At 60.9% G+C, this 20,048-nt stretch carries 16 protein-coding genes; 4 read left to right on the top strand and 12 right to left on the bottom strand.

The genetic code is table 11. The features are described 5' to 3' along the window. Positions 1-78: 78 nt before the first annotated feature. Positions 79-3,477, bottom strand: a complete 3,399-nt coding sequence (locus HOP51_RS14495) for a molybdopterin-dependent oxidoreductase (protein WP_407061813.1) — start codon at positions 3,475-3,477, stop codon at positions 79-81. A gap of 121 nt (positions 3,478-3,598) precedes the next feature. On the opposite strand from HOP51_RS14495, the gene HOP51_RS14490 reads away from it, so the two are divergent. Together HOP51_RS14490 and proC are read left to right on the top strand one after the other, a co-directional pair. Further along, positions 3,599-4,273 (top strand): GntR family transcriptional regulator, encoded by a 675-nt coding sequence (locus tag HOP51_RS14490; RefSeq protein WP_234274618.1) that lies wholly within the window; start codon positions 3,599-3,601, stop codon positions 4,271-4,273. A 2-nt stretch (positions 4,274-4,275) separates the two neighbouring features. Next, positions 4,276-5,088 (top strand): pyrroline-5-carboxylate reductase, encoded by an 813-nt coding sequence (gene proC / locus HOP51_RS14485; RefSeq protein WP_234274617.1) that lies wholly within the window; start codon positions 4,276-4,278, stop codon positions 5,086-5,088. Positions 5,089-5,394: 306 nt separating this feature from the next. On the opposite strand, the gene HOP51_RS14480 is transcribed toward proC, so the two are convergent. Beyond that, a complete protein-coding gene (locus tag HOP51_RS14480) occupies positions 5,395-6,339 on the bottom strand; it encodes an AraC family transcriptional regulator (protein WP_234274616.1) in 945 nt (314 codons plus the stop codon). Positions 6,340-6,575: 236 nt separating this feature from the next. Here HOP51_RS14480 and HOP51_RS14475 point away from each other — a divergent pair, with 236 nt between their 5' ends. Then, a complete protein-coding gene (locus HOP51_RS14475) occupies positions 6,576-7,298 on the top strand; it encodes an SDR family oxidoreductase (protein ID WP_234274615.1) in 723 nt (240 codons plus the stop codon). A 150-nt stretch (positions 7,299-7,448) separates the two neighbouring features. Here HOP51_RS14475 and HOP51_RS14470 read toward each other — a convergent pair whose 3' ends face one another. After that, positions 7,449-7,826: a YbaN family protein gene (locus HOP51_RS14470; protein WP_234274614.1), complete on the bottom strand. Its 378-nt coding sequence runs from the start codon at positions 7,824-7,826 to the stop codon at positions 7,449-7,451. Positions 7,827-8,161: 335 nt separating this feature from the next. Here HOP51_RS14470 and HOP51_RS14465 point away from each other — a divergent pair, with 335 nt between their 5' ends. Next, entirely contained in the window at positions 8,162-8,794 is a 633-nt protein-coding gene (locus HOP51_RS14465) for a cytochrome b (protein WP_234274613.1), read from the top strand. Here the strand turns inward: HOP51_RS14465 and HOP51_RS14460 are convergent. From HOP51_RS14460 to HOP51_RS14420, 9 genes are all read right to left on the bottom strand, one after another. Beyond that, positions 8,791-9,651: an ABC transporter ATP-binding protein gene (locus HOP51_RS14460; protein ID WP_407061812.1), complete on the bottom strand. Its 861-nt coding sequence runs from the start codon at positions 9,649-9,651 to the stop codon at positions 8,791-8,793. The two genes, HOP51_RS14465 and HOP51_RS14460, sit on opposite strands and share 4 nt — an antisense overlap. Then, positions 9,648-10,706, bottom strand: a complete 1,059-nt coding sequence (locus HOP51_RS14455) for a FecCD family ABC transporter permease (RefSeq protein WP_234274612.1) — start codon at positions 10,704-10,706, stop codon at positions 9,648-9,650. Before HOP51_RS14455 ends, HOP51_RS14460 begins: the two co-directional genes overlap by 4 nt. Continuing rightward, complete coding sequence (locus HOP51_RS14450; protein WP_234274611.1) at positions 10,703-11,662, bottom strand: FecCD family ABC transporter permease; 960 nt, start codon at positions 11,660-11,662, stop codon at positions 10,703-10,705. The genes HOP51_RS14455 and HOP51_RS14450 overlap by 4 nt, the downstream gene beginning before the upstream one ends. Positions 11,663-11,738: 76 nt before the next feature. Then, a complete protein-coding gene (locus tag HOP51_RS14445; protein ID WP_234274610.1) occupies positions 11,739-12,662 on the bottom strand; it encodes an iron-siderophore ABC transporter substrate-binding protein in 924 nt (307 codons plus the stop codon). 175 nt (positions 12,663-12,837) lie between these two features. Then, a complete protein-coding gene (fhuE, locus tag HOP51_RS14440; protein WP_234274609.1) occupies positions 12,838-15,039 on the bottom strand; it encodes a ferric-rhodotorulic acid/ferric-coprogen receptor FhuE in 2,202 nt (733 codons plus the stop codon). Between the two features lie 95 nt (positions 15,040-15,134). After that, positions 15,135-16,511, bottom strand: coding sequence for a TolC family outer membrane protein (locus HOP51_RS14435; protein WP_234274608.1), 1,377 nt, complete (start codon positions 16,509-16,511; stop codon positions 15,135-15,137). Next, entirely contained in the window at positions 16,508-17,863 is a 1,356-nt protein-coding gene (locus HOP51_RS14430; RefSeq protein ID WP_234274607.1) for an HlyD family type I secretion periplasmic adaptor subunit, read from the bottom strand. The genes HOP51_RS14435 and HOP51_RS14430 overlap by 4 nt, the downstream gene beginning before the upstream one ends. Then, on the bottom strand, positions 17,860-19,713 hold the full coding sequence (locus HOP51_RS14425; protein WP_276574358.1) for a type I secretion system permease/ATPase: 1,854 nt from the start codon (positions 19,711-19,713) through the stop codon (positions 17,860-17,862). Before HOP51_RS14425 ends, HOP51_RS14430 begins: the two co-directional genes overlap by 4 nt. 217 nt (positions 19,714-19,930) lie before the next feature. Continuing rightward, positions 19,931-20,048 (bottom strand): transposase (locus HOP51_RS14420; RefSeq protein ID WP_138143452.1); only part of this gene is annotated, 118 nt, incomplete at its 5' end.

Genomic DNA, 20,048 nt, shown 5'->3' with positions numbered 1-20,048 from the left:
ACGCTCTCTCCCCCCCTTTGAGCCACTATGGGATCTGGTCTTTGATTGGACATGACACTTACCTCTGTTGAATTTATTCTATATGGCTATTGTTACTCGCGTCAGCGGCACCGCCTGACAGGTTAGGCACTGATTTTCTTCTGGTTCGCTGCCACCCAGATGCGCGACCTTTCCGTCGACAAGTTTGCAAATGCAGCTCTCGCATTGGCCAACGCGACAACCGCTAGGCAGCGCGACGCCATGCTCAAGGGCGGCGTCGAGTAGCGAACCCAATTCTGGGCGCCACTCAAAGCTGCGCCCGGTTCCTCTGATGTGAACCACCTGTGGCTGTAAATCCATGGACACAGATTTAGGTGAGGTAAAGACCTCAGACCAGATATCGTACGGCGGAATACCGAGCTCACTCATTGCATGCATCGCACTTTCTGTAAAACTGGGAGATCCACAGATGTAGACAAGAGGCCTGCTTGGTAAAAGTGGTGTTACGGCCGTAAAATCCACACGGCCATGTACCGCATAATCCTTGCCTGCCGCATCGCTCGGCAGAGGAGCAGAAAATGCCGTGATGCGATGCACCCTGGGCAGCTCCTCGCAAAGTTCGTTCAACCTCTCTGAAAGGGGGTGCTCGACACCACTTCGACACCCGTGCAGCAGCATGATATCTGCTTTGCATCCCTCGACGGCAAGGCGCTCCAAGACACTAATGAACGGGGTGATGCCAATGCCTGCCGCAAGAAAGATGAGGGGACGGTCGCTATAAGTGGGTGGAGTGAAAATACCTGTTGGGTTTTTAAGCTGTAGCTGATCTCCCACAGATAATCCGTGAATGGCAGCCGAGAGCGATTTTCCTTCACGCGCATCGAACTCTGTACCTTGGCAACGGACGGCAATCGACAGTTTGCTGGATGGCAGCCCGGATCCTAGCAAGGAATAGCAACGGACGGGGCCGCCTTCGGCAATACGAGTAACAACATGCTGTCCTGGAAGGAACTCTGGCAACGCCTTGCCGTCCAGTGGCGTCAGTTCAAGAGCGACAATATCACTCCCTTCGACCTGCACTCGTGTGACGGTAAAATCGCGCCAACCATTCCAGCGTCCAATATTCCTGATCGGATGAGGGCTGATGTCACAAAGCACGGCGCGTAATGGGACAGACCCACTGACAGGATCACGTGATGTGTCGCTCAGCACGGCATTGATATTGCTAGTATTGTGTCCGAACACAGGTGACGAGCTACGGTTGAGGGCAAGTGAAGCCTGCCACCAGCCGAAGTCGGCTATGACCACACGATCATCCAGCGACTCATTCAGCGTCACCCGTAGTGCAGCCTTGCCGTAAGAGGTTGTGATATAAGCCCAGTCCCCTTCGAAGAGTCCGCGAGAGCGTGCCAGTGCCGCGCTGATTTCCATTGTTGGGTCAGGTGATTTTTTTCGTAGAGAGGAGATATGTCGGTGCGAGGTATGCACGAACCAGCCAGACTTTGCGGTAGTCAGCGTAAGAGGAAAGTTTGTCCCTTCACGCCTCCCACGTAGCGGACTCTCTTCCGGCTCAATATGGCAGGCAATGGCAGGATAGCTAATATCTAACAATTGTTCCGAATAAAGCTCGACCAGGCCCGAGCCGGTGGGAAAGCCTTTGAGCCGAACACTTCCATCGGGAAGAGAATATTTCTTCATTGGATTTTTTTGTTGAAACCGGCTTCCGCCAGGCAATTTTTTTAATTCGTCTACCGTCACACCCAACGGAGCAAGCTGCCAGTTCCAACCCGCCTCGATACTGCCGCCAAAGAAATCATCTTCATGCCCCAAGCGGCAGGCAAGCTCGAAAACAATTTCGTAGTCGGCACGTGCGTCGAACTCACATTCGACCATTTTGGGGCGGAACTGGATGGTCTCTACTGCGGCCTGGTCGATTTCAAAGCCTATCTTTAGTGCATCGCGCTCGGGTGGAAGATTTACCGGGAGAATGATATCCGCACATTCCGCTGTCGGATTCATGAAAACATCCGCATGAACATGAAAGTCCAGTGCGTTCAGTGCTATCATGTTGCGCTCTGCATCGGCCTGCGATACCACCAAATTGGTTCCGAAGCTTACCAATGCCTTGACTCGGTAAGGCTGATGCTCAATGGCAGCCTGACTAAAATCACGAGCGGTGACCCAGCCCCGGGACGGCGGCCCAAGCGGAAGTTCGGAAAGGCCAAGTGTCTTTTCCTTCTGCCCTTTTGGTAGAAGTGATAGTTGGTTGACGGCACGCGTGGGTGGTGGAGTGGGCCATATATTACCACCTGGTAGATCGTACGCGCCTGTCAGGGCATATAAGCTAGCGATGGTACGTTCAATAGCCGTAGCATTGGTATGCTGCCCGACACCTGTCCACGAATGGTAAGCCAGTTTGGGACCACCTTCTAGCAAGGTATAGAATTGTATGAGATCGGCCTCGCCTATCCAACTGACTTCAGCTACATGTGCTGTGGTGTATGGTTCGGCTGACTCCCTCAGTAGTGAGAAAACCGTTCTGGCAGAAAACGCTGTGCCACTCCGATCAATCAATCGAATCTCATGATCGAGCATGAGATTATCAGTCACTGTATCGGCGGCTCTGGGGTCGAAGCTTTGCGGCTTTCCGCTCCCATCGACAACTACAAAACCGGGAAGCTCAGTTCCTTCCCAGAGATCTTCCTGACGCACAAGGCGGCCTGTTTCAAGATTTACTAGCAAGCATGCGTTCGTCCATCGGCGGACAAACGCGTCGTTATAAGTTTTCGTTGATATCAGGTGGCGTATGGCACCCATAGCGAGTGCCGAATCGGCGCCCGGCCGAACTCGCAGCCATAGATCAGCTTGCTGTCCAGATCCATTTGGCTTGGGATCAATGACCACAATATTTGCGCCACGGCTGCGAGCGTCAGCAATTCGACTCGCCTGCGCAAGCCAGGTTCTCGCAGGGTTATGGCCCCAAAGAAGGATAACGTCGGCATTTTCATAGTCAGCGAAGCCGATACCGCGCCCAAAAGTCAGTTCATGTGCATAATCCTTGTGCCACCCACATACCTCGACGGCGTAAATTAGATTGGGTGATCCGAAGCATCGGACAAAGCGTTCGACCCATTCGAAACTATCCACCATCGGCGTCCCGCTCGGTGTCGTAATGGCGAATGCCACTGCTTCAGCGCCATCTTCCTCTCTGATGGAAGCCAACGTGGTAGCCACTTCATCTAGCGCCTCTTCCCAACTAATTTCCTTCCATTGGGGATTAGGGGCTCCCTTGGGTGAGATTCGCCGGAGAGGAGATCTTAGACGTTCGGGACTGTGAACCATCTCGGGCAAGGCGCGCCCCTTTGCACAGAGCGCACCACCGGTTGGGTGGTCGCGAAGGGGCTCGACAGATAGGACACGCTTGCCAGCCACGACCGTCTCCGACCCACAGCGTGAACGACAAAGGGTGCAGTATCCTTTCAGCCGCTTCTCTGTCACGATGCACCTCCACAATAGATACTTTACTGTAGCGCACTACTATAGTGCGCTCACTATCTGGACTTGTCAACCGCAAGGCAATATCATGATGAGAGTGGTCAGAAACTAGGTGATCAATGCGATGCAAGAGAACCTTCGTGAGCGTATCCTCAAGCAACTGAGGTCGGAGATCATTTCGGGAGAAAGCCCTCCTGGCACCCTTTACTCCGTTCCTGCGCTGTCGGCCGAGCTTAACGTTTCGACGACGCCGGTGCGTGAGGCGTTGCTTGAATTGGCAAATACCGGCTTGGTAGAGCCAGTCCGAAACAGAGGGTTTCGGGTATCACGACCTACCAAGAAACAGTTACATGACCTTTTCGATATGCGCGATTTATTGGAGCTTCAAGCTGCCAAGCTAATGATGGACAATGCGTCGTGTGATACTGAGATGCTCAGGGAATATGCTCGCGAGATTGAGCAAGCCGTGAACGATGATGATGTGCGTGCTTACCTCATCGCTGACCGTTCCTTTCACGATGCCTTGTTTGCAGCCTCCGGCAACGAATTGTTAGCACAGACGGCACTAGCTTTTCGGGACAGGATGCGGCTCTTCGGGATTCGATCAGGTGCCGGGATAGATCGGCAACGTGAGTCCGTTGAGGAACATTACCGCATTATTGACCTCATTGAGGCTGGTGAGAAAGATGAGCTGCTCAAGCTCTTGCATTATCACATTCGTAGCTGGGAACCGATTTTCGCCGCAGCCCTAGAAAAAGATGCCCTTCGCCATAGAAAGAAAAGAACCTTGGAGAGCTAGTCATGTCTTGGAAAGTGAATGAACGGGGATTGGTCCTCATAGGCTGCGGGCGTATGGGTGGGGCCTTGCTAGACGGCTGGCTTGCCAGTGGAATTTATCCTTCAGCCGTTCATGTAGTGGACCCATTTCCACGCGCGGAGCTCAGAGAGCTTGGCGTGAATGTGGGAGGAAAATTACCGCACGCACCTGCAGTCGTCGTTATCGCCGTTAAGCCTCAGTCTTTGGATACTATCGCAGAAAAATTACCCACAATAGGTAAAGACACCCTCGTTCTGTCGGTAGTTGCAGGCATTACCCTTTCATCTTGGGAGGCATTCTTCCCACACTCCCCTATTGTCCGTGCCATGCCGAACACACCGGCAATGATTCGCCAGGGCATAACGGCCATCACCGGAAACGACAAAGCTGAACGGCAAGATGTGGCTCTTGCCTTGGAGGTCATGGAGGCTGTGGGTGATGTGGTGGAGCTGAACGAGGAAGCACAAATCGACGCTGTCACCGCACTTTCTGGCTCCGGTCCCGCCTATGTATTTCACATGATCGAATCCATGGCAGCAGCAGGTCAGGCGGAAGGGCTGCCTTTGGAAATAGCGCTGGACCTTGCAAAGAAGACCGTGGCAGGTTCTAGCATGCTTGCAATAGAAACCAACGAATCTCTCATTGACCTGCGCCAAGGTGTAACGTCTCCAAATGGTACGACAGCAGCAGGTCTTGACCAACTGATGTCACCCGAGCAGGGACTGTCTTCTTTAATATCGAGAACCATTTCCGCGGCTGCCAATCGTAGCCGCGAATTGGCACGCGGCCAAACTTAGCATGCCCCCCACCTTAGATTTTTGCCGCTATTGGTGACTGGCTTTCCACTTCTATGTAGCAGTGGTGGAAGTGCTGGCACCGTTATCTCGCCTTCCGGCCGAGGCTGACCACCGTCGCTGCGTTGGCCTGATCGGAGCTTCTGAAGCATTGTCAGACAAGATGGTTCATGGTGGCTGCACGAAAGAGCAGGCGGCGAATGATCTCGCTGCACTGACCGTAAGTTGGTTCTGAGCGTCAGCTATCTTTCTGACGCGTTTGGCCCGCTGATGATGAGTCAGCGGCGCCAGCCTTATCACCCTAAACTCTCAATGCGGCTGCGCCATGCCCGCCGCCTGGGCCGGCGGCAACAGCACCAGCGAGGCCTTCATTTCGCGCACTTCCTCGCCGGGCGGCCGGCCGAAGAAGCGCTTGAACTCGCGGCTGAACTGCGAAGGGCTCTCGTAGCCCACCCGGGCAGCGGCGGCCGCTGCGGGCAGGCCATCACGGATCATCAGCAGCCGGGCCTGGTGCAGCCGCGTCGACTTGATGTACTGCAGGGGCGAAGTCTGGGTCACCGCCTTGAAGTGCACGTGAAAGGCCGCCGTACTCATGCCGACTTCGCTGGCCAGCTCCCCCACCTCCAGGGGCTCGGCAAACTCCGCGTGGATGCGGTGCAGCGCCTTGGCGATCCTGCCGAACTGGCCTTGCTGGGCCAGCGCCGCGCGCACACTGCCGCCCTGCTCGCCGACCAGCACGCGGTAGCAGATCTCCCGCACGATATTGGGCGCCAGCACTTGAGCCTCCATGGGCGAGCCCAACGATTCGAGCAACCTGAGCGTGGCGTCTGACATGGGCGCATCGAGCGGCGTGGAGAGCATGCCCCGCGGCGGTGCCGCAGAGCGTGCATCCGCCTGGTCCAACACGAAGACCAGCTCCGCCACCACGGCCATATCCAGCCGAATCGAAATGGCCAGCAGCGGCTCCTCAGGGCTGGCCTCGGTTTCCGAGGCAAAGGGCAGCGGCACCGACAGCACGAGATAGTGCAGGGCATCGTAGAGATACACTTCGCCACCCAGGTAACCTCGCTTGCGCCCCTGGCACACGATCACGATGCTCGGCTCATACAGCACCGGGGTGAGCTTCAGCGGGCGGTTCGAACGCATGAAGCGCACGCCATCCAGCAGTGACTCGGTATAGCCCTCATGAGGTGCCAGCCGATACAGCAGCTCGATCATTCGCTGTTGGGGGGAAGGGGAAGACAGGGTAGCCACACGCAAACTCCTCTTTCCTCCTCATCTTATTTTTATGCAATTATCACGGCAAATTTTCATTTATATCCAATCTTTAAAATAGGATTAGGCAAGACTTCGATAGGATTGACTCTGTTGGCCTTTCCACCGCCTCCGTAGGCTTGTCTCAACGACGCTCTGGCTCCTGGGCTCACCCACGGGTCGCTATCCGAGCCCGGCGAGAGGTCGTTTAAGCCATCCATACGGAGGTCACCCTGATGAGTAAAGTCATCCTTCTCACCGGCGCCAGCAGCGGTATTGGCGAGGCTACCGCCCGCCTGCTGGCAAGCCACGGGCATCGGCTGGTCATCGGCGCACGCCGCACCGACAGGCTGGAAGCGCTGGTCCAGGCCATTCGCAGCGAGGGCGGCAGCGTGGATTACCGCACGCTGGACGTCACCCAGCGGGAAGACGTGCAGGCCTTCGCCGATACCGCACTGAAGCTTCATGGCCGCATCGACGTGATCATCAACAACGCCGGCGTCATGCCGCTCTCGCCCCTGGCCTCGCTCAAGGTCGACGAATGGGACCGCATGATCGACGTCAACATCCGCGGCGTGCTGCATGGCATCGCCGCCGTACTGCCCACCATGCAGGCCCAGGGCAACGGACAGGTGATCAACATCTCCTCCGTCGGCGGGCTCTATGTGGTGCCCACCGCCGCCGTCTACTGTGCGACCAAGTATGCCGTGCGGGCGATTTCCGACGGACTGCGCCAGGAACACGACAAGCTGCGCGTCACCTGCGTCTATCCCGGCGTGGTGGAATCGGAGCTGGCCGACACCATCACCGATGCCGGCGCCGCCGAAGCGATGAAGAGTTTCCGCCAGATCGCCCTCAAGCCCGACGCCATTGCCGCGGCTATCGCTCACGTCATCGCTCAGCCCGACGATGTGGACACCAGCGAGATCGTGGTGCGCCCCACCGCCAGCCCGGCATGAGCCCAGCCGCCGCAATGAGCCGTACTCAACAGTCATTCAAAGGTGCAACTCTGCCTAGAACTCGTACTGAACACAGGAGGGGGCTTGCTGCCCCCTCAGCGCCAGACTCACCGAATGGCCGCTCATGGAGAGTCCTCATCAGGCGGAGGATCAGCGCATGGGTGAAGAAGGCTCCGGTCGCGTTACCAACCATACCGACACGCCAACCAGCGTTGCCGCAATCGCCCAGCGCAACCAGCCATCGCCCAAGTGCAGCAGAATCATCACCATGCTGGCGAAGATCATCCCCACAGCGACGAACTTGGCACGCCGGGGGATAGCCCGCTCCGCTTCCCAACTCTCGAGCAACGGTCCCACATAACGCCGCGAGCGGATCCAAGCCTCAAAACGTGGCGAACCTCGCGACGCACAGTAGACCGCTGCCAGCATGAACTCCGTGGTGGGCAGCAGGGGCAGAAACAGGCCTAGAAACCCCACCGCAAAACTCAATGCAGCTAATGCCGCCCAGCAGAGACGCGCCATCTTCATCGCCCTTTTCCCATTCGATTTTTCCCATGCCCTCAGAGATAACGTCTCAGCGGGGATGATTCATCAAACCCATATGAAATTGATAAACATCAATACTATTTATAGCATTAAGATTGCTTATGATGATCATCCGTCATGGCGGTTGCCGCGAGGCGGCGAAACTCGATGACACCGCCCCCTTCTATGCCTGGACGCCGCGGAATCCAAGGTGGCGAGGGCCATCCGCCGTTACCTGATCAACAAGTGCGGCCTGCCCAAGCGCTACGTCACCAGCATGGCGACTAGCGTCCAGGGCAAGGGCAGTCGCTGAACGACTTTACGAGGATCGCAACACGATGAATCGGCGCAGCCCCCACCCCTCCCCTTGGCGGGATACCCCAGATCGCTACGGACGCATCAGCCGTATCCTGCACTGGCTCACGGCAGGGCAGGTGACACTGTTGTTCACCGTGACGCTAGCCTGGAAAGGGGCCGGCGAGAACGCCGTCACCCTGTTATTGGCGAGGATCGGCCCCCACGGTTCGCTGGGTGCCATGCTCCTGCTGACGACGCTGCTACGCGCCATCTGGGCTTACAGCCAGCGCCATCACCGACCGCCCCGCCCAAGGGGATTGGCCGGCGTGCCGGCTCGCTGCGTGCACCTGGCCTTCTATGTGCTGTTGATCCTGATACCGGCGATGGCCATCCTGCGTCAGTACGGCCGGGGTGGCCACCTGCTCTTCTATGGAATGGAACTGCTGCCGGAAGCGGAGCGCGATATCCCCTGGATGGTAGCGCCCGCCGACCTGTTGCACAGCACCCTGGCCTGGCTGCTGCTGGGGCTGATTGTCGGTCATGTGGCGATGGCACTAGTCCATCGTCTGTGGCGAGAGGATGCTGTCTTCTCGCGACTAACGGGGCCGCTAGACCACCGTGGACACGCTCCCGCTCATCCCGACGCTCACCGAGCGGGATCACAACCAGACTAGGCACATATTTCAGCGCTGGGAGTATTCTTGATCGGCTCTTCGACCCTATCGCGACTTGGCTCGCACGCGATGTGCCTCCCGAGCGGGATCATCATCGGCTTGCCTGTGACCGGGTCCTCTATGACTCGGCTCGCGAGGCCGAAGACCTCCCACACCATCTGTTCGGTCAGTACCTTTTCCGGGGCTCCTATTGCGTAGATCCTCCCCTTCGCCATGGCGACAAGAATATCGGCATAACGCGCCGCAAGGTTGAGCTCGTGCAGGACCATCACAATGGTCGTGCCACGCATCCGATTGAGATCAGTCAGAAGATCGAGCACCTCGATCTGGTGATTGATATCGAGAAACGTCGTAGGCTCATCAAGGAGCAGAACCCCCGTCTGCTGTGCAAGCGCCATGGCGATCCAGACCCGCTGACGCTGCCCACCTGATAGTTCTTCCACGGCACGCTCGGCCAGTTCCGTCGTGTGCGTGGCCTCCAGTGCCTCGGCTACAGCAGCCTCGTCGGCGCTACTCCAGCGCGCGAACAGGCCTTGACGAGGATGGCGGCCTCGGCTGACGAGATCGAGCACGGTGATTCCTTCAGGCGCGATGGGTGATTGCGGCAGAAGACCCAATTGCTGCGCAAGGCGGCGTGCGGGAAGCCGGTGGATGGAGAGACCGTCGAGCAAAACCTTGCCGCGTTCAGGTACGAGAAGCCGCGAGAGCGTACGCAGGAGGGTCGATTTCCCGCAGGCGTTCGCGCCCACGATAGCGGTATTCCTACCCGACGGGATCGTCAGGTTGATGTCGTCCAGCACGGTGCGTTCACCATAGCCCGCCATGAGGTCGTGTACGAGGAGTGAGGGACTGCTCACAGGGCGCCTCCGCTCTTATTGTCACGAATGATGAGATAAACGAGATAGGGCGCACCGAGCACGCCGGTGACGATCCCCACCGGGTAGCGCGCGGGTAAAAGAAATTGGCCCACGTAATCGCCCAGAAGAACAAGCAAAGCTCCCACGAGAGCCGAAGGGATGAGAAGCGATCCGTTCCGGCTTGTCAGGCGTGCCGCAATCGGACCGGAAAGAAAGGCCACAAAAGCGACCGGTCCCGAAACCGCCGTGGCAAAAGCGACAAGCCCGACCGCAGCGACGATGACGCTTACACGCGTCGCCGTCAGCCGGACCCCAAGCCCCTCGGCTATGTCATCGCCCATGCGCAGGGCTTCGAGATCGCGGCTGCAGCTTAAGATCAGCCCACCGAAGAACAGGAGGGCAATGAATAACGGTAGTGCCTGATTCAGTTGGACACCGTTCACACTGCCGGCCATCCAGCGTAGCGACTCCTGAAGGCTCCAACTCGGCGCACGCATGAGCAAATAGGCGGTAAAGCTCTGCAACATCGCAGCAAGACCGATCCCGACAAGAATGAGCCGCGCGCCGGTTACGCCTCTCCGCCAGGAGAGGGCATAGATCAGAAGCGCGACGCCTAGCCCCGCGACGACCGCGACGATGGAAACTGCCGGACCGCTCATCGACAACACCACGATAGCGAAAACCGCAGCAGCGCTTGCTCCCGTACTGATGCCGATGATGTCGGGGCTGGCGAGCGGATTGCGCAGCATTGTCTGAAAAGCGACGCCCCCGAGGCCGAAGCAGATTCCCGCGAGAATCGAGACCACTGCCCGCGGCAGGCGCAATTCACGTACGGTGAATCCCACTCCCGGCACATCCGCGCCGCCGAGCGCGCGGAGCAGCGTCATCGACGGCGTGAACGACTGCCCCCGCATCAATGTCAGTGCCACCCCCGCCAGCAGGCAGGCCAGGAGAACCGCCCAAACATACCAGCGCCGCCTGGCGCGTTTCCGGCGAATCCGGGCGATTCCGGCAGCAGCGAGGCATAGCTGATCGCTCCGGAGCGGCTCACTCATAGCGCCCCTACCTTCCGTCGGCGCACGATCCAGATGAAGACGGGAGCGCCAATAAAGGCGGTGACGATGCCGACATCCAGCTCTGCCGGTCGCGCTACGAGCCGTCCGAACACATCCGCGAACGTCAGCAGCACCGCTCCCCCAAGCGCGGAAAACGGCAGGAGCCAGCGGTAATCGCTCCCTGCCAGTAGGCGGCAGGCATGCGGTACGACAAGCCCAACGAACCCGATGGGACCACACACGGCGGTCGTCGCGCCGCATAGCAATACCGCTGCGACCGCTGCCATGGCTCGCGCCAATGCCACTTTCTCGCCGAGCCCGGTTGCCGTATCGTCCCCAAGCGCAAGCAGGTTGAGCTTGCGGGCCGAGAGCAGCGCAACGACAAGCCCCATGAGCAGAAAAGGCAGGACCGGTACGATCTGGTCCCTGGTAGCACCTCCGACCCCGCCGACCATCCAGGATTGCACGAGTCCGGCGATATCGCCGCGCGGCAATACGACCGCCGTGGTCAGGGAACTCAGCGCCGCGGTCGTCACCGCGCCCGCAAGCGCGAGTCTGAGCGGTGTTGCTCCGCCTCGGCCAAGGCTGGCGATGGCATAGACCACGACAGCCGTCAGTCCGGCACCCAGGATCGAGGTCCAGATATAGAGAGTGGCGTCTTCGATCCCGAACCACGCCAGCCCAATGACAACGGCAAGTGCCGCCCCGGCGTTCACGCCCAGCAGCCCGGGATCGGCGAGTGGATTGCGCGTGAGCCCCTGCATGACACCGCCCGACAGGCCGAGAGCTGCGCCCGCGAGAATGGCCAGAAAAGTGCGCGGGAGCCGGCTCGCCACGGCGGCCTCCCCGATGGTATCGACCTGACCGTACAACGCCGCCACGACCTCCGGCCATCCGACATCGCGCGCGCCAAAGGTCATGGAGAGCCCCACGGCCACGACGAGCAGAAGCACCATTGCCACCCCCCAGCCGAACCGCTTGCGCGCTCCCGGATGTGAGACGGAAAGAGCGGGACCATGGGCCCGGTCGCGTTCACTCCGACTTGCGCGCCGCACTCGAGAGCAGATCGGCATAGTCATCAAGCACCCAAGGGATCGACATTGGCGTAGGATTGGCGGCGGTGCCGAGCGGGCTATTGTCCAGCATGACAAGCGAACCCCGCTCAACCGCGGGCAATCGGGAAGTCAGCGGATGGGCGGACAATCGATCGATCAAGGGCTGCCCGCCATAGATGACGAGGATGTCCACATCCATTAGTTCGTCAATGCGTTCGGAACTGATCTCGCCGGCGAATTTGCCTTCGGTCGAGACTTCCTGCACGAAACGGGGCGACGCCAGCCCGAGATCGTGAAAGAACCGCACCCTCGCGTCATTGTCGGCATAGAACGAGATACGACTGAGATTCGTGGGGTCAAGGTGGGTGACGAACATCGCCGTTTTACCCGCTAGTTCAGGGTGGCTGGCGGCGGTGTTGGCTATCTGTGCCTCGATCCGAGCGATAAGTGCCTCGCCTTCCTCGGCCATGCCCATGCCCGTGCTGTTGAGTCGGATCATATCGCGCCAGTCCGTCGCCCAGGGGGCTTCGGGATAGGCGACGACGGGGGCGATCTTGCTCAGCGTGTCGTAATCGGAGCGGCTGAGTCCGGAATAGGCCGCAAGAATGACGTCCGGCGCGCTGGCCGCCACTGCCTCGAAGTCGATTCCATCCCCTTCGTCGAACAGAATGGGCGACTCCGCGCCGAGCGCCTCGAGTCGTGCCTCGACCCAAGGGAGCAGACCATTGCCATTCTCATCGCCAAAGTTGGCGGCAGCAAAACCGACCGGCACGACACCCAGGGCCAGCGGTACTTCATGATTGGCCCAAGCAACGGTCGCTACCCGCTCGGGTTTTGCCGCTATTACGGTGGTACCCAGGGCATGCTCGATCTCGAGGGGATACTGCTGCGCACTCGCCAAGCCAACGCTGGTCGACGCCAGTAGCGCGACGCAGAGTATCTTGCCTCCATCAAGCCAACGCCATCTCATGCTTTGCTCTCCTGCTGCGTGATCGGCCCCCACCTGATTCAGCCAGACAAGGGTCGTTGTTCAATAAGCACCGTTGTCGCTTTGATAGTCGCGGGATGCACCCAGGTTAGAAGGAGTAGGTCAGCGTCGTGGTTACGCTGGCCGGCTCGCCGTAAACGCCGTAGCCATTGATGTGGCTGTAATATTTCTCGTCGAACAGGTTCTTGACGTTGACCTGAAGTGATAGCTCCGGCGTGAACTGATAGCGACCAAAAAGATTGGCCAGAGTGTAGCTACCTTGCTCGAACTCGGCGGGGATTCCGGCCGGGGTGGTAAGGTTGCTGGCCAAGATGCTGCTCTGCCAGTTAACGCCACCGCCCACGGTCAGCTCGCGCAGTTGGGGCACGTTGTAGCTGGCGAAGAGGTTGAACAGCGAGCGCGGCTGATCGGTGTTGAAAGCCCCCTCATTGGCCTTTGCAGTGAAATGGGAGTAACCGACGGTCATGTTGAGATCATTGGTGACCGCACCACTCAGTTCGATCTCGAAGCCTTCGCTGACCACGCCATTGGCGGCAGAGTAGAATGTCTCGGTTTGCCCAGGGAGGAGCGGATCCGCCTGAGCGACGTTGTCCTGCTCAATCCGGAACACGGAGAAGGAGCCATTCAGCAATCCATCGAACCATGCCGCCTTGAGCCCCGTCTCGTAGTTCCTGCCTACTACGGGGTCCAGGTAGCGACCACTGCTATCGCGGTAGTTCTGTGGCTCGAAGATTTCGGTGTAGCTGGCAAATGCCGAGTAAGTATCGTTGAAGTCGTAGACCAGGCCTCCGTAAGGCGTGACTTCGCTCTTGCTCTGGCGATCCAGGCTGCGGAACAGCGTCATCCCATCCCACTCGGTGTAGCGTGCGCCAACAATCAGCGTTAGCGGATCAGCCAGCGAGAACCGCGACGCTGTATAAACGGCTTTCTGGCGCGTGCTGGACGCTTCGGATGGAGAGAATTCTAGCCAACCTTCGTTGGGCGCCGAGCCGTTCCAGTTGTTGAAATCATCGACGCTGAAGCCATTAATGAAAGTATTCTCGTAGTTGTTCTCCTGGTCGCTGTAGCTACTCCCCACGACCAGTTCGTGCTCGCGCCCGAACAGCGCGTATGGGCCAGAGGCGAGCACATCGATGGCATCGACCGTGCGCTCGCCGCGGTTCCAGCCGGTATAGAAGAAGACGCCGCTTCCTGTGACCGGGTCCGGCAGCCCCCCTTCGACATAGGGGTAGGCGAGCTTGCCATCCATATTGGTCTTTTCGTGGGTCGCTGCCACGTGCAGTCGCCAATCGTTATCGAAGCGATGCTCCAGGTTGGCGAAGACCTTCTCGGACTCGAAGTCGTAGTAGGACCAGTCTGGCGCCACGCTAAAGGAGCGTGAGTAGTTCGTCGGCGTGCCATCGCTGAACCACAGCGGTAAACCGCCCCACGTCGGCGAAGAGGTGTGGCTATCCTGGTAGTCAAAGCCTATCGACAGCGTTGTGGACTCCGTCACGTCGGCGTCGATGATGCCGTACCCGAACGTGCGGCGCTTGTCCTGGCGATCGAGGTGGGCGCCGCCCTCCTCGTAACCGCCGATGAAGCGGGCTCGCACATCGCCCGAGGACGTGAGGGGGGTAGTCAAGTCGACGGTGCTGCCGCGCTTATCCCAACTGCCCAGGGTGCCAGAAACGGAACCGGTGAATTCGCGGCTGTCAGCGTGTTTGCGTACGAAGTTGACCGAAGCCCCCGGGTTTCCCGAGCCGCTTACCAACCCATTGGCACCACGAATGACTTCAACGCGATCGTAAATGGCCGTATTGAGTCGGCCCTCACCGAAGTACCAGCGGCCATCGGTATTGAGCGTGGGGATGCCGTCGTACTGGTAGCTGTTGATGCGGAAGCCACGTGATGAGAAGGCAATACGGTCGCTGTCCAGATGGCGCGCCGAAATGCCGGTGGTATTGCTCAGCACCGCTTCAATGGAGTCCAGGTTCTGATCTTGTATGCGTTGCTCTGTGATAATGCTGATCGCCTGCGGCAGTTCTTTCTGGCTAAGCGTCAAGCCGGTGCCGGCACTGGTACTGCGGCGGGTATAGCCCACGTTCTCGTAGAGATTCTCGCCGGTGACGGTCACTGTCTCCAGCGATGTCGCGTCGTATGAGGACTGTGCCAGTACGCCACTCGAGGTAAGTAGCGTTACCGAGATGAGCGCGGTGAGCGAGATTTGGCTGATGTACCAGGCTTTTGAGGTATGACTGGCCTCCCGCGGCAGAATCATGCTCCGGCCATGACACAGTGACAGCTTCATTGGGATCCCCTGAATCGCGCCTCATGGGCGCCTGTTTTGATAGGTAATACGTAAGAAGAGCAATCATCTGCAAATGCAATTATGATGTCAATAATTTAGATAATCATTCTTATTAATACGTCTCGATTGCCCAGGTCACCCTGCAGCATGGGCTGAGCAAAGGCTCGCGCCACCCGTTCGATATCGCCAGCGTCGAGCACGCCCGCCTGCCAGCGCAGCGACAGCCAGGCGAGCAGGTAGTCGTAGCGGGCACGGGCCAGGTCGCGTTGGGCTTCGACATGCTGCTGTTCGGCGTTGAGGGCATCGAGGTTGGTACGTTCGCCGCCAAGAATGCTGCGTCGGGTAGCGTCGAGCCGCGCCTCGGCGGCGGCCACGGCCTGGCGGTAGGCGTTAATGCGCCGCTGGCTGCTCAGGGTCATGCGGTACTGGCGCTCGACGTCGTTGAGCAGCTCGGCGGTGGCGCCATCCAGCTCATGGCGCGCCTGTTCCAGGGCGTCGCTGGCTTGCCGGCTGGCGGCGCGCACGCGCCCGCCAGCGTATAGCGGTACCTGCACTTCCACGCCGATGCTATCGGTGTCGTAGCGCTGCCCCACCTGGTTTTCGGCGTTGGAGTCGGTGATCTGGCTGCGAGCCACTAGCCGCACGCTGGGCAAGTGGCCGGCGCGCTGCCGGTTACGCTGCTGCCGAGTGGCTTCCAGCAGGCTGCGCTGGGCGGCAAGCTCGGGGTTATGGGCCACGGCGCGCTCGCGCCACTGTTCCAGCGGTAGGAGGTCGGGCGCTTGCATGAGCGCGGCATCACGCAACGGCGCCAGCGCAGCGGCTGGCGAGTGGCCAATCAACACCGCCAGGGCGTTGCGGGCATCCTGCAGGCGGTCCTCGGCCTCGATCAGCTGCGCCTCCACCAGACGCTGCTGCGCCTCGATCTCCATCTGGTCGGTGCGGGTGCCCTCGCCGCCTGCCACGAAGCGTCGGCTGCGTTCGGCCTCCTCTTGCAGGGCGCGGCCATGGGCGCGCACCAGGGCTACCTCCTCCTCGGCATAGAGGGCTTCGGTATACGCCTGCAGCACGCGTACCGCCAGCGCCTGGCGGGCCCGCTCCAGGGTCAGGCCGGCGGCCTCGGCCCGCGCCTTACCCTCCCGGTATTGGGCGAACGCCGCGGCATCGAACAGCGGCTGGGTCAGGGTGAAACCCGAGGAGTAGCTGGAATACTCCATGTCCTGACGGGTCGCGCCTGCGGGGATGTCCTGGCGAATCTCCGCATCGTTGCGCATGCGGGTATAGCGGTAGCTCAGGTTGGGCAGCAGCGCCGCACGCCCCAGCGCCCGCTCATGGCTGCCCGCGGCGCTCTCGCTGCGGGCCGCCTGCCAGGTAGGGTCATGGCGCAGCGCCAGTTCGTAAGCTTCGCGGAAATCCAGCGCCTGGGCGGACATGGCCGCCAACGCCAGGCAGAGCCCCATCGCTATTTCCTTCATGCGTCCCCCCAGGCGGTGCGCGCCCGATCCATCAACGGCTTGAACAGGTAGTTGAGCAAGGTGCGCTCACCGGTGCGCACGAAGGCTTCCACCGGCATGCCCGCTTTCAGCGGGACACTGCCCAGCCCTTCCAGGTCCTGTGCTGCCACTTCCACCTGCAACCGGTAGTAGGGCATTCCCGTCTGTTCATCGATCAGGCGGTCGGCAGACACCAGCGTCACCTCGCCCGGCACTCGAGGCGTGGTGCTACGCTCGAAGGCGGTAAAGGCCAGTTCCACCGGCAGCCCGGGATGCACCTTGTCGATCTGCTCTACCGGCAGTTGCCCCTCGACCAGCAGCGGCTCGCCCTCCGGCACGATCTCCATCAGCAAGGCGCCGGGCTGTACCACTCCCCCCTCGGTATGTAGCGCCAGCCCCACCACGATGCCCGACATCGGTGCCCGCAACTGCGTATGCGCCAGGTCGAAGCGCATCGTCGCCAGGCGTCCGGCCAGTTCCTGCCCGCGCAGGCGAGCCTGGGCCAGGGCCTCCCGAACCTCGCGTTGATATTCGTCGCGGCGTTGGGTCGTGCGCAGCCGCAGTTCGTCGATCTGGCGACGGGTCTGTTCGAGCGTGCCGATATCGGCGGCGATTTCGCTCTGGATCTGGGCATACGAGCCCTCGACCTCGAGCAGCCGGTTGCGCGGAATGTAGCCCTCGCCGGCCAGCTCGCGCAGGTTGTCGCGCTGCTCGCCCAACACCTCCAGGCGAAGGCGTTTCTGCACCAGCGAGGATTCCAGGCCCGAGGCAAGCGAACGCTGCCCCGCCAGATTGGCCTCGATACCGTCCAGTTCCGACTGCAGCGCGGCACGCCGGCTGGCGAACAGCTGTCGCTGCAGCTCCAGCACGGTCAGCAGTTCCACGTCAGCGGTGGACGCCAACCACTCGGGATACTCGATACGCTCATGGCCATCGCGCTCGGCCTCGAGGCGTGCGGCTTCGGCAAACGCAGCGCCGTGCTGCACGTTCAAGATATCCGCTTCGTTCCGCAGCCGTGTCGCATCCAGGCTGACCAGCGTCTGGCCCTGGGTCACACGATCGCCCTCGCGTACCCACAGCCGCCCGACGATACCGCCGCTGGGGTGCTCCACCGCCTGGCGGTTGCCCGATACCACCACGGTGGCCGGCACCGCCACGCCGTTGTCCAGTGGCGCCAGCGCCGCCCATGTCAGAAAGCCGGCAAACCCCAGCAACAGCAACCACCCACCGAGGCGCCTCGGCCGGCGTTGACGACGCAAGGCCAGCGCCTGCCAATCGGGCGTTGCCGGCTCCACTGCGGGGCGCAACGTCTTACGCTCGTCGAGAGTGCTCATGCACGCCCTCCCTGGCCACCCGCGGCAGCCGTCTCGACACTCTTATCCCTCATGTTGGCGCCGTTCTTCGTTGAGGCATCGCCCATGGCGTAAGCGCCATTCATCGTGCTGTTCATCGAATAAGGACTCTGCGCCATCAACGTCGGGCCGCTCGCCGCCGGCTGACGCGACGCGGCAGCCGCCTGCAGTACCTCCTGGGTCGCCCCGAACTTGTGCAGGCGACCTTCACGCAGTACCAGCAGATGCGTGGTGGCCTTGAGCACCGTGGGGCGGTGAGTGATCAGCACTACCGTGACGCCACGTTCGCGCAGCCGGCCCAGCGCCTCCAGCAAGGCCTTCTCGCCGGTCTCGTCGAGGTTGGCGTTGGGTTCGTCGAGCACCACCAGCGCGGGTGGACCATACATCGCCCTGGCCAGGGCGATGCGCTGGCGCTGCCCACCGGACAGCCCCAGGCCGCCATCCCCCAGCGACGTGTCGTAGCCCTGCGGCAGCGACAGGATCAACTCATGCACGCCCGCCGCCTTGGCAGCACCAATCACTTTTTCGGAGTCCGGCTCGGCGAAGCGCGCGATATTCTCCGCCACGCTGCCGGCGAACAGCTCCACGTCCTGGGGCAAGTAGCCGATGTGCGGCCCTAACTGGGCCTTGTCCCAGCGCTGGACCTCAGCGCCGTCGAGTCGCACCGTGCCGATCCGCGGTGTCCACACGCCCACCAGCAGCCGCGCCAGGGTCGACTTGCCGGAGCCCGACGGGCCGATCACGCCGAGCACCTCGCCCGGCGCCAGCCGGAAGCCGACCTGCACCAGTGTCGGTACCGTGCCCCCCGGCGGCACCGCGCTGAGCGGCTCCACCGTCAATTCACCGCTCGGCGCCGGCAGTTCCATGCCGGGCCGGCGCGGCGGGTGCGCCTCCAGCAGCGCCACCAGCCGCTGGTAGGCAAGCCGCGTCGAGGACCACTGCCGCCAGGCGTTGATGACCTGGTCGATGGGCCCCAGCGCGCGTCCCATCAGGATCGAGCCGGCGATCATCGTTCCCGGGCTGATCTGGCCCGCTACCGCCAGCCAGGCCCCCAGCCCCAAGACCAGCGACTGCAGCGCCACCCGCAGGCTCTTGGAAATGGACGTGATCAGCGCCGTGCGCTCGCTGGCCAACGCCTGCAGGGCCACGAAGCCGCCATGCAGCCGCACCCAACGCCGCGACAGCGCACCCAGCATGCCCATGGCTTCGATGGCCTCGGCATGGCGCAGCTGCGCCTCGGCGGTGCTGGCGGCCTGCACCGAAAGACCGCCCGCTTCACGCAGCGGCGGCTGGGAAAGCCGCTCATTGAGCCACGCCAGGCCGACCAGCAGCACCGCTCCCGCCAGTGCCAAGCAGCCGATCCAGGGATGGAACAGGAACATCACCAGCAGGTAGAGGGGAAACCAGGGGGCGTCGAAGAAGGCGAACACCGCGTTGCCGGTGATGAACTGGCGCAGCGAATCGAGATCCCGCGTGGCCTGGCCCGCCTGAGCACCCTGGCCGGCCAGGCCACGCTCGAAGGCCGCGGCGTAGATCCGTTCACCGAGGCGTTCGTCCATTCGCTCGCCGATCTGGATCACCGCCAGGCTGCGCACGTATTCCAGCCCGCCCATCAACGCCAGCAGGCCCAGCGCCATCAGCGTCAGCAGCAGCAGCGTGGTGGTATTGCCCGAGGCCAGCACCCGGTCGTAGACCTGCAGCATGTAGAGCGGCGGCACCAGCATCAGCAGATTGATCACTGCGCTATAGACACCAACGCTGCGAAAGCCGCCGCGATAGGCCGCCAGTGCCTGACGTATTTCGTTACGCGGCTGACCGCGCGAAGGTTTCATGATGGGCTGCCCCTATCGGATGAGTCGTGAAAATCCGACGAATCCCTCACGGGGACTCGCGCGTGCATTCGGTGCCACTCATCACAGGGTCACGGTAACCAGGCTTGACATCGCGCCGAATCCGGCGAAAATGCCGAGGCACCGCGCCAGGGCACAAGGCCCGAGGCGCGGTGTTCGAACGTTGCGGCAAGGGGACTCCCCTTGCCTTTTTTATGGTTCATCGCACTTTGCCGGGAAACGCGGCACGGATCTTCAGGAAGAAGTACGCCGTGTCGCGATACCCGTAGGCCATCCGCTTGATGACCTTGATTCGGTTGTTCATGCCCTCCAGCACA

The sequence above is a fragment of the Billgrantia zhangzhouensis genome (genome assembly GCF_021404465.1).
Classification (GTDB): Bacteria; Pseudomonadota; Gammaproteobacteria; order Pseudomonadales; family Halomonadaceae; genus Halomonas; species Halomonas zhangzhouensis.
The sequence above is the reverse complement of the archived record's forward strand: the minus strand, read 5'-3'. Positions and strand labels throughout refer to the sequence as shown.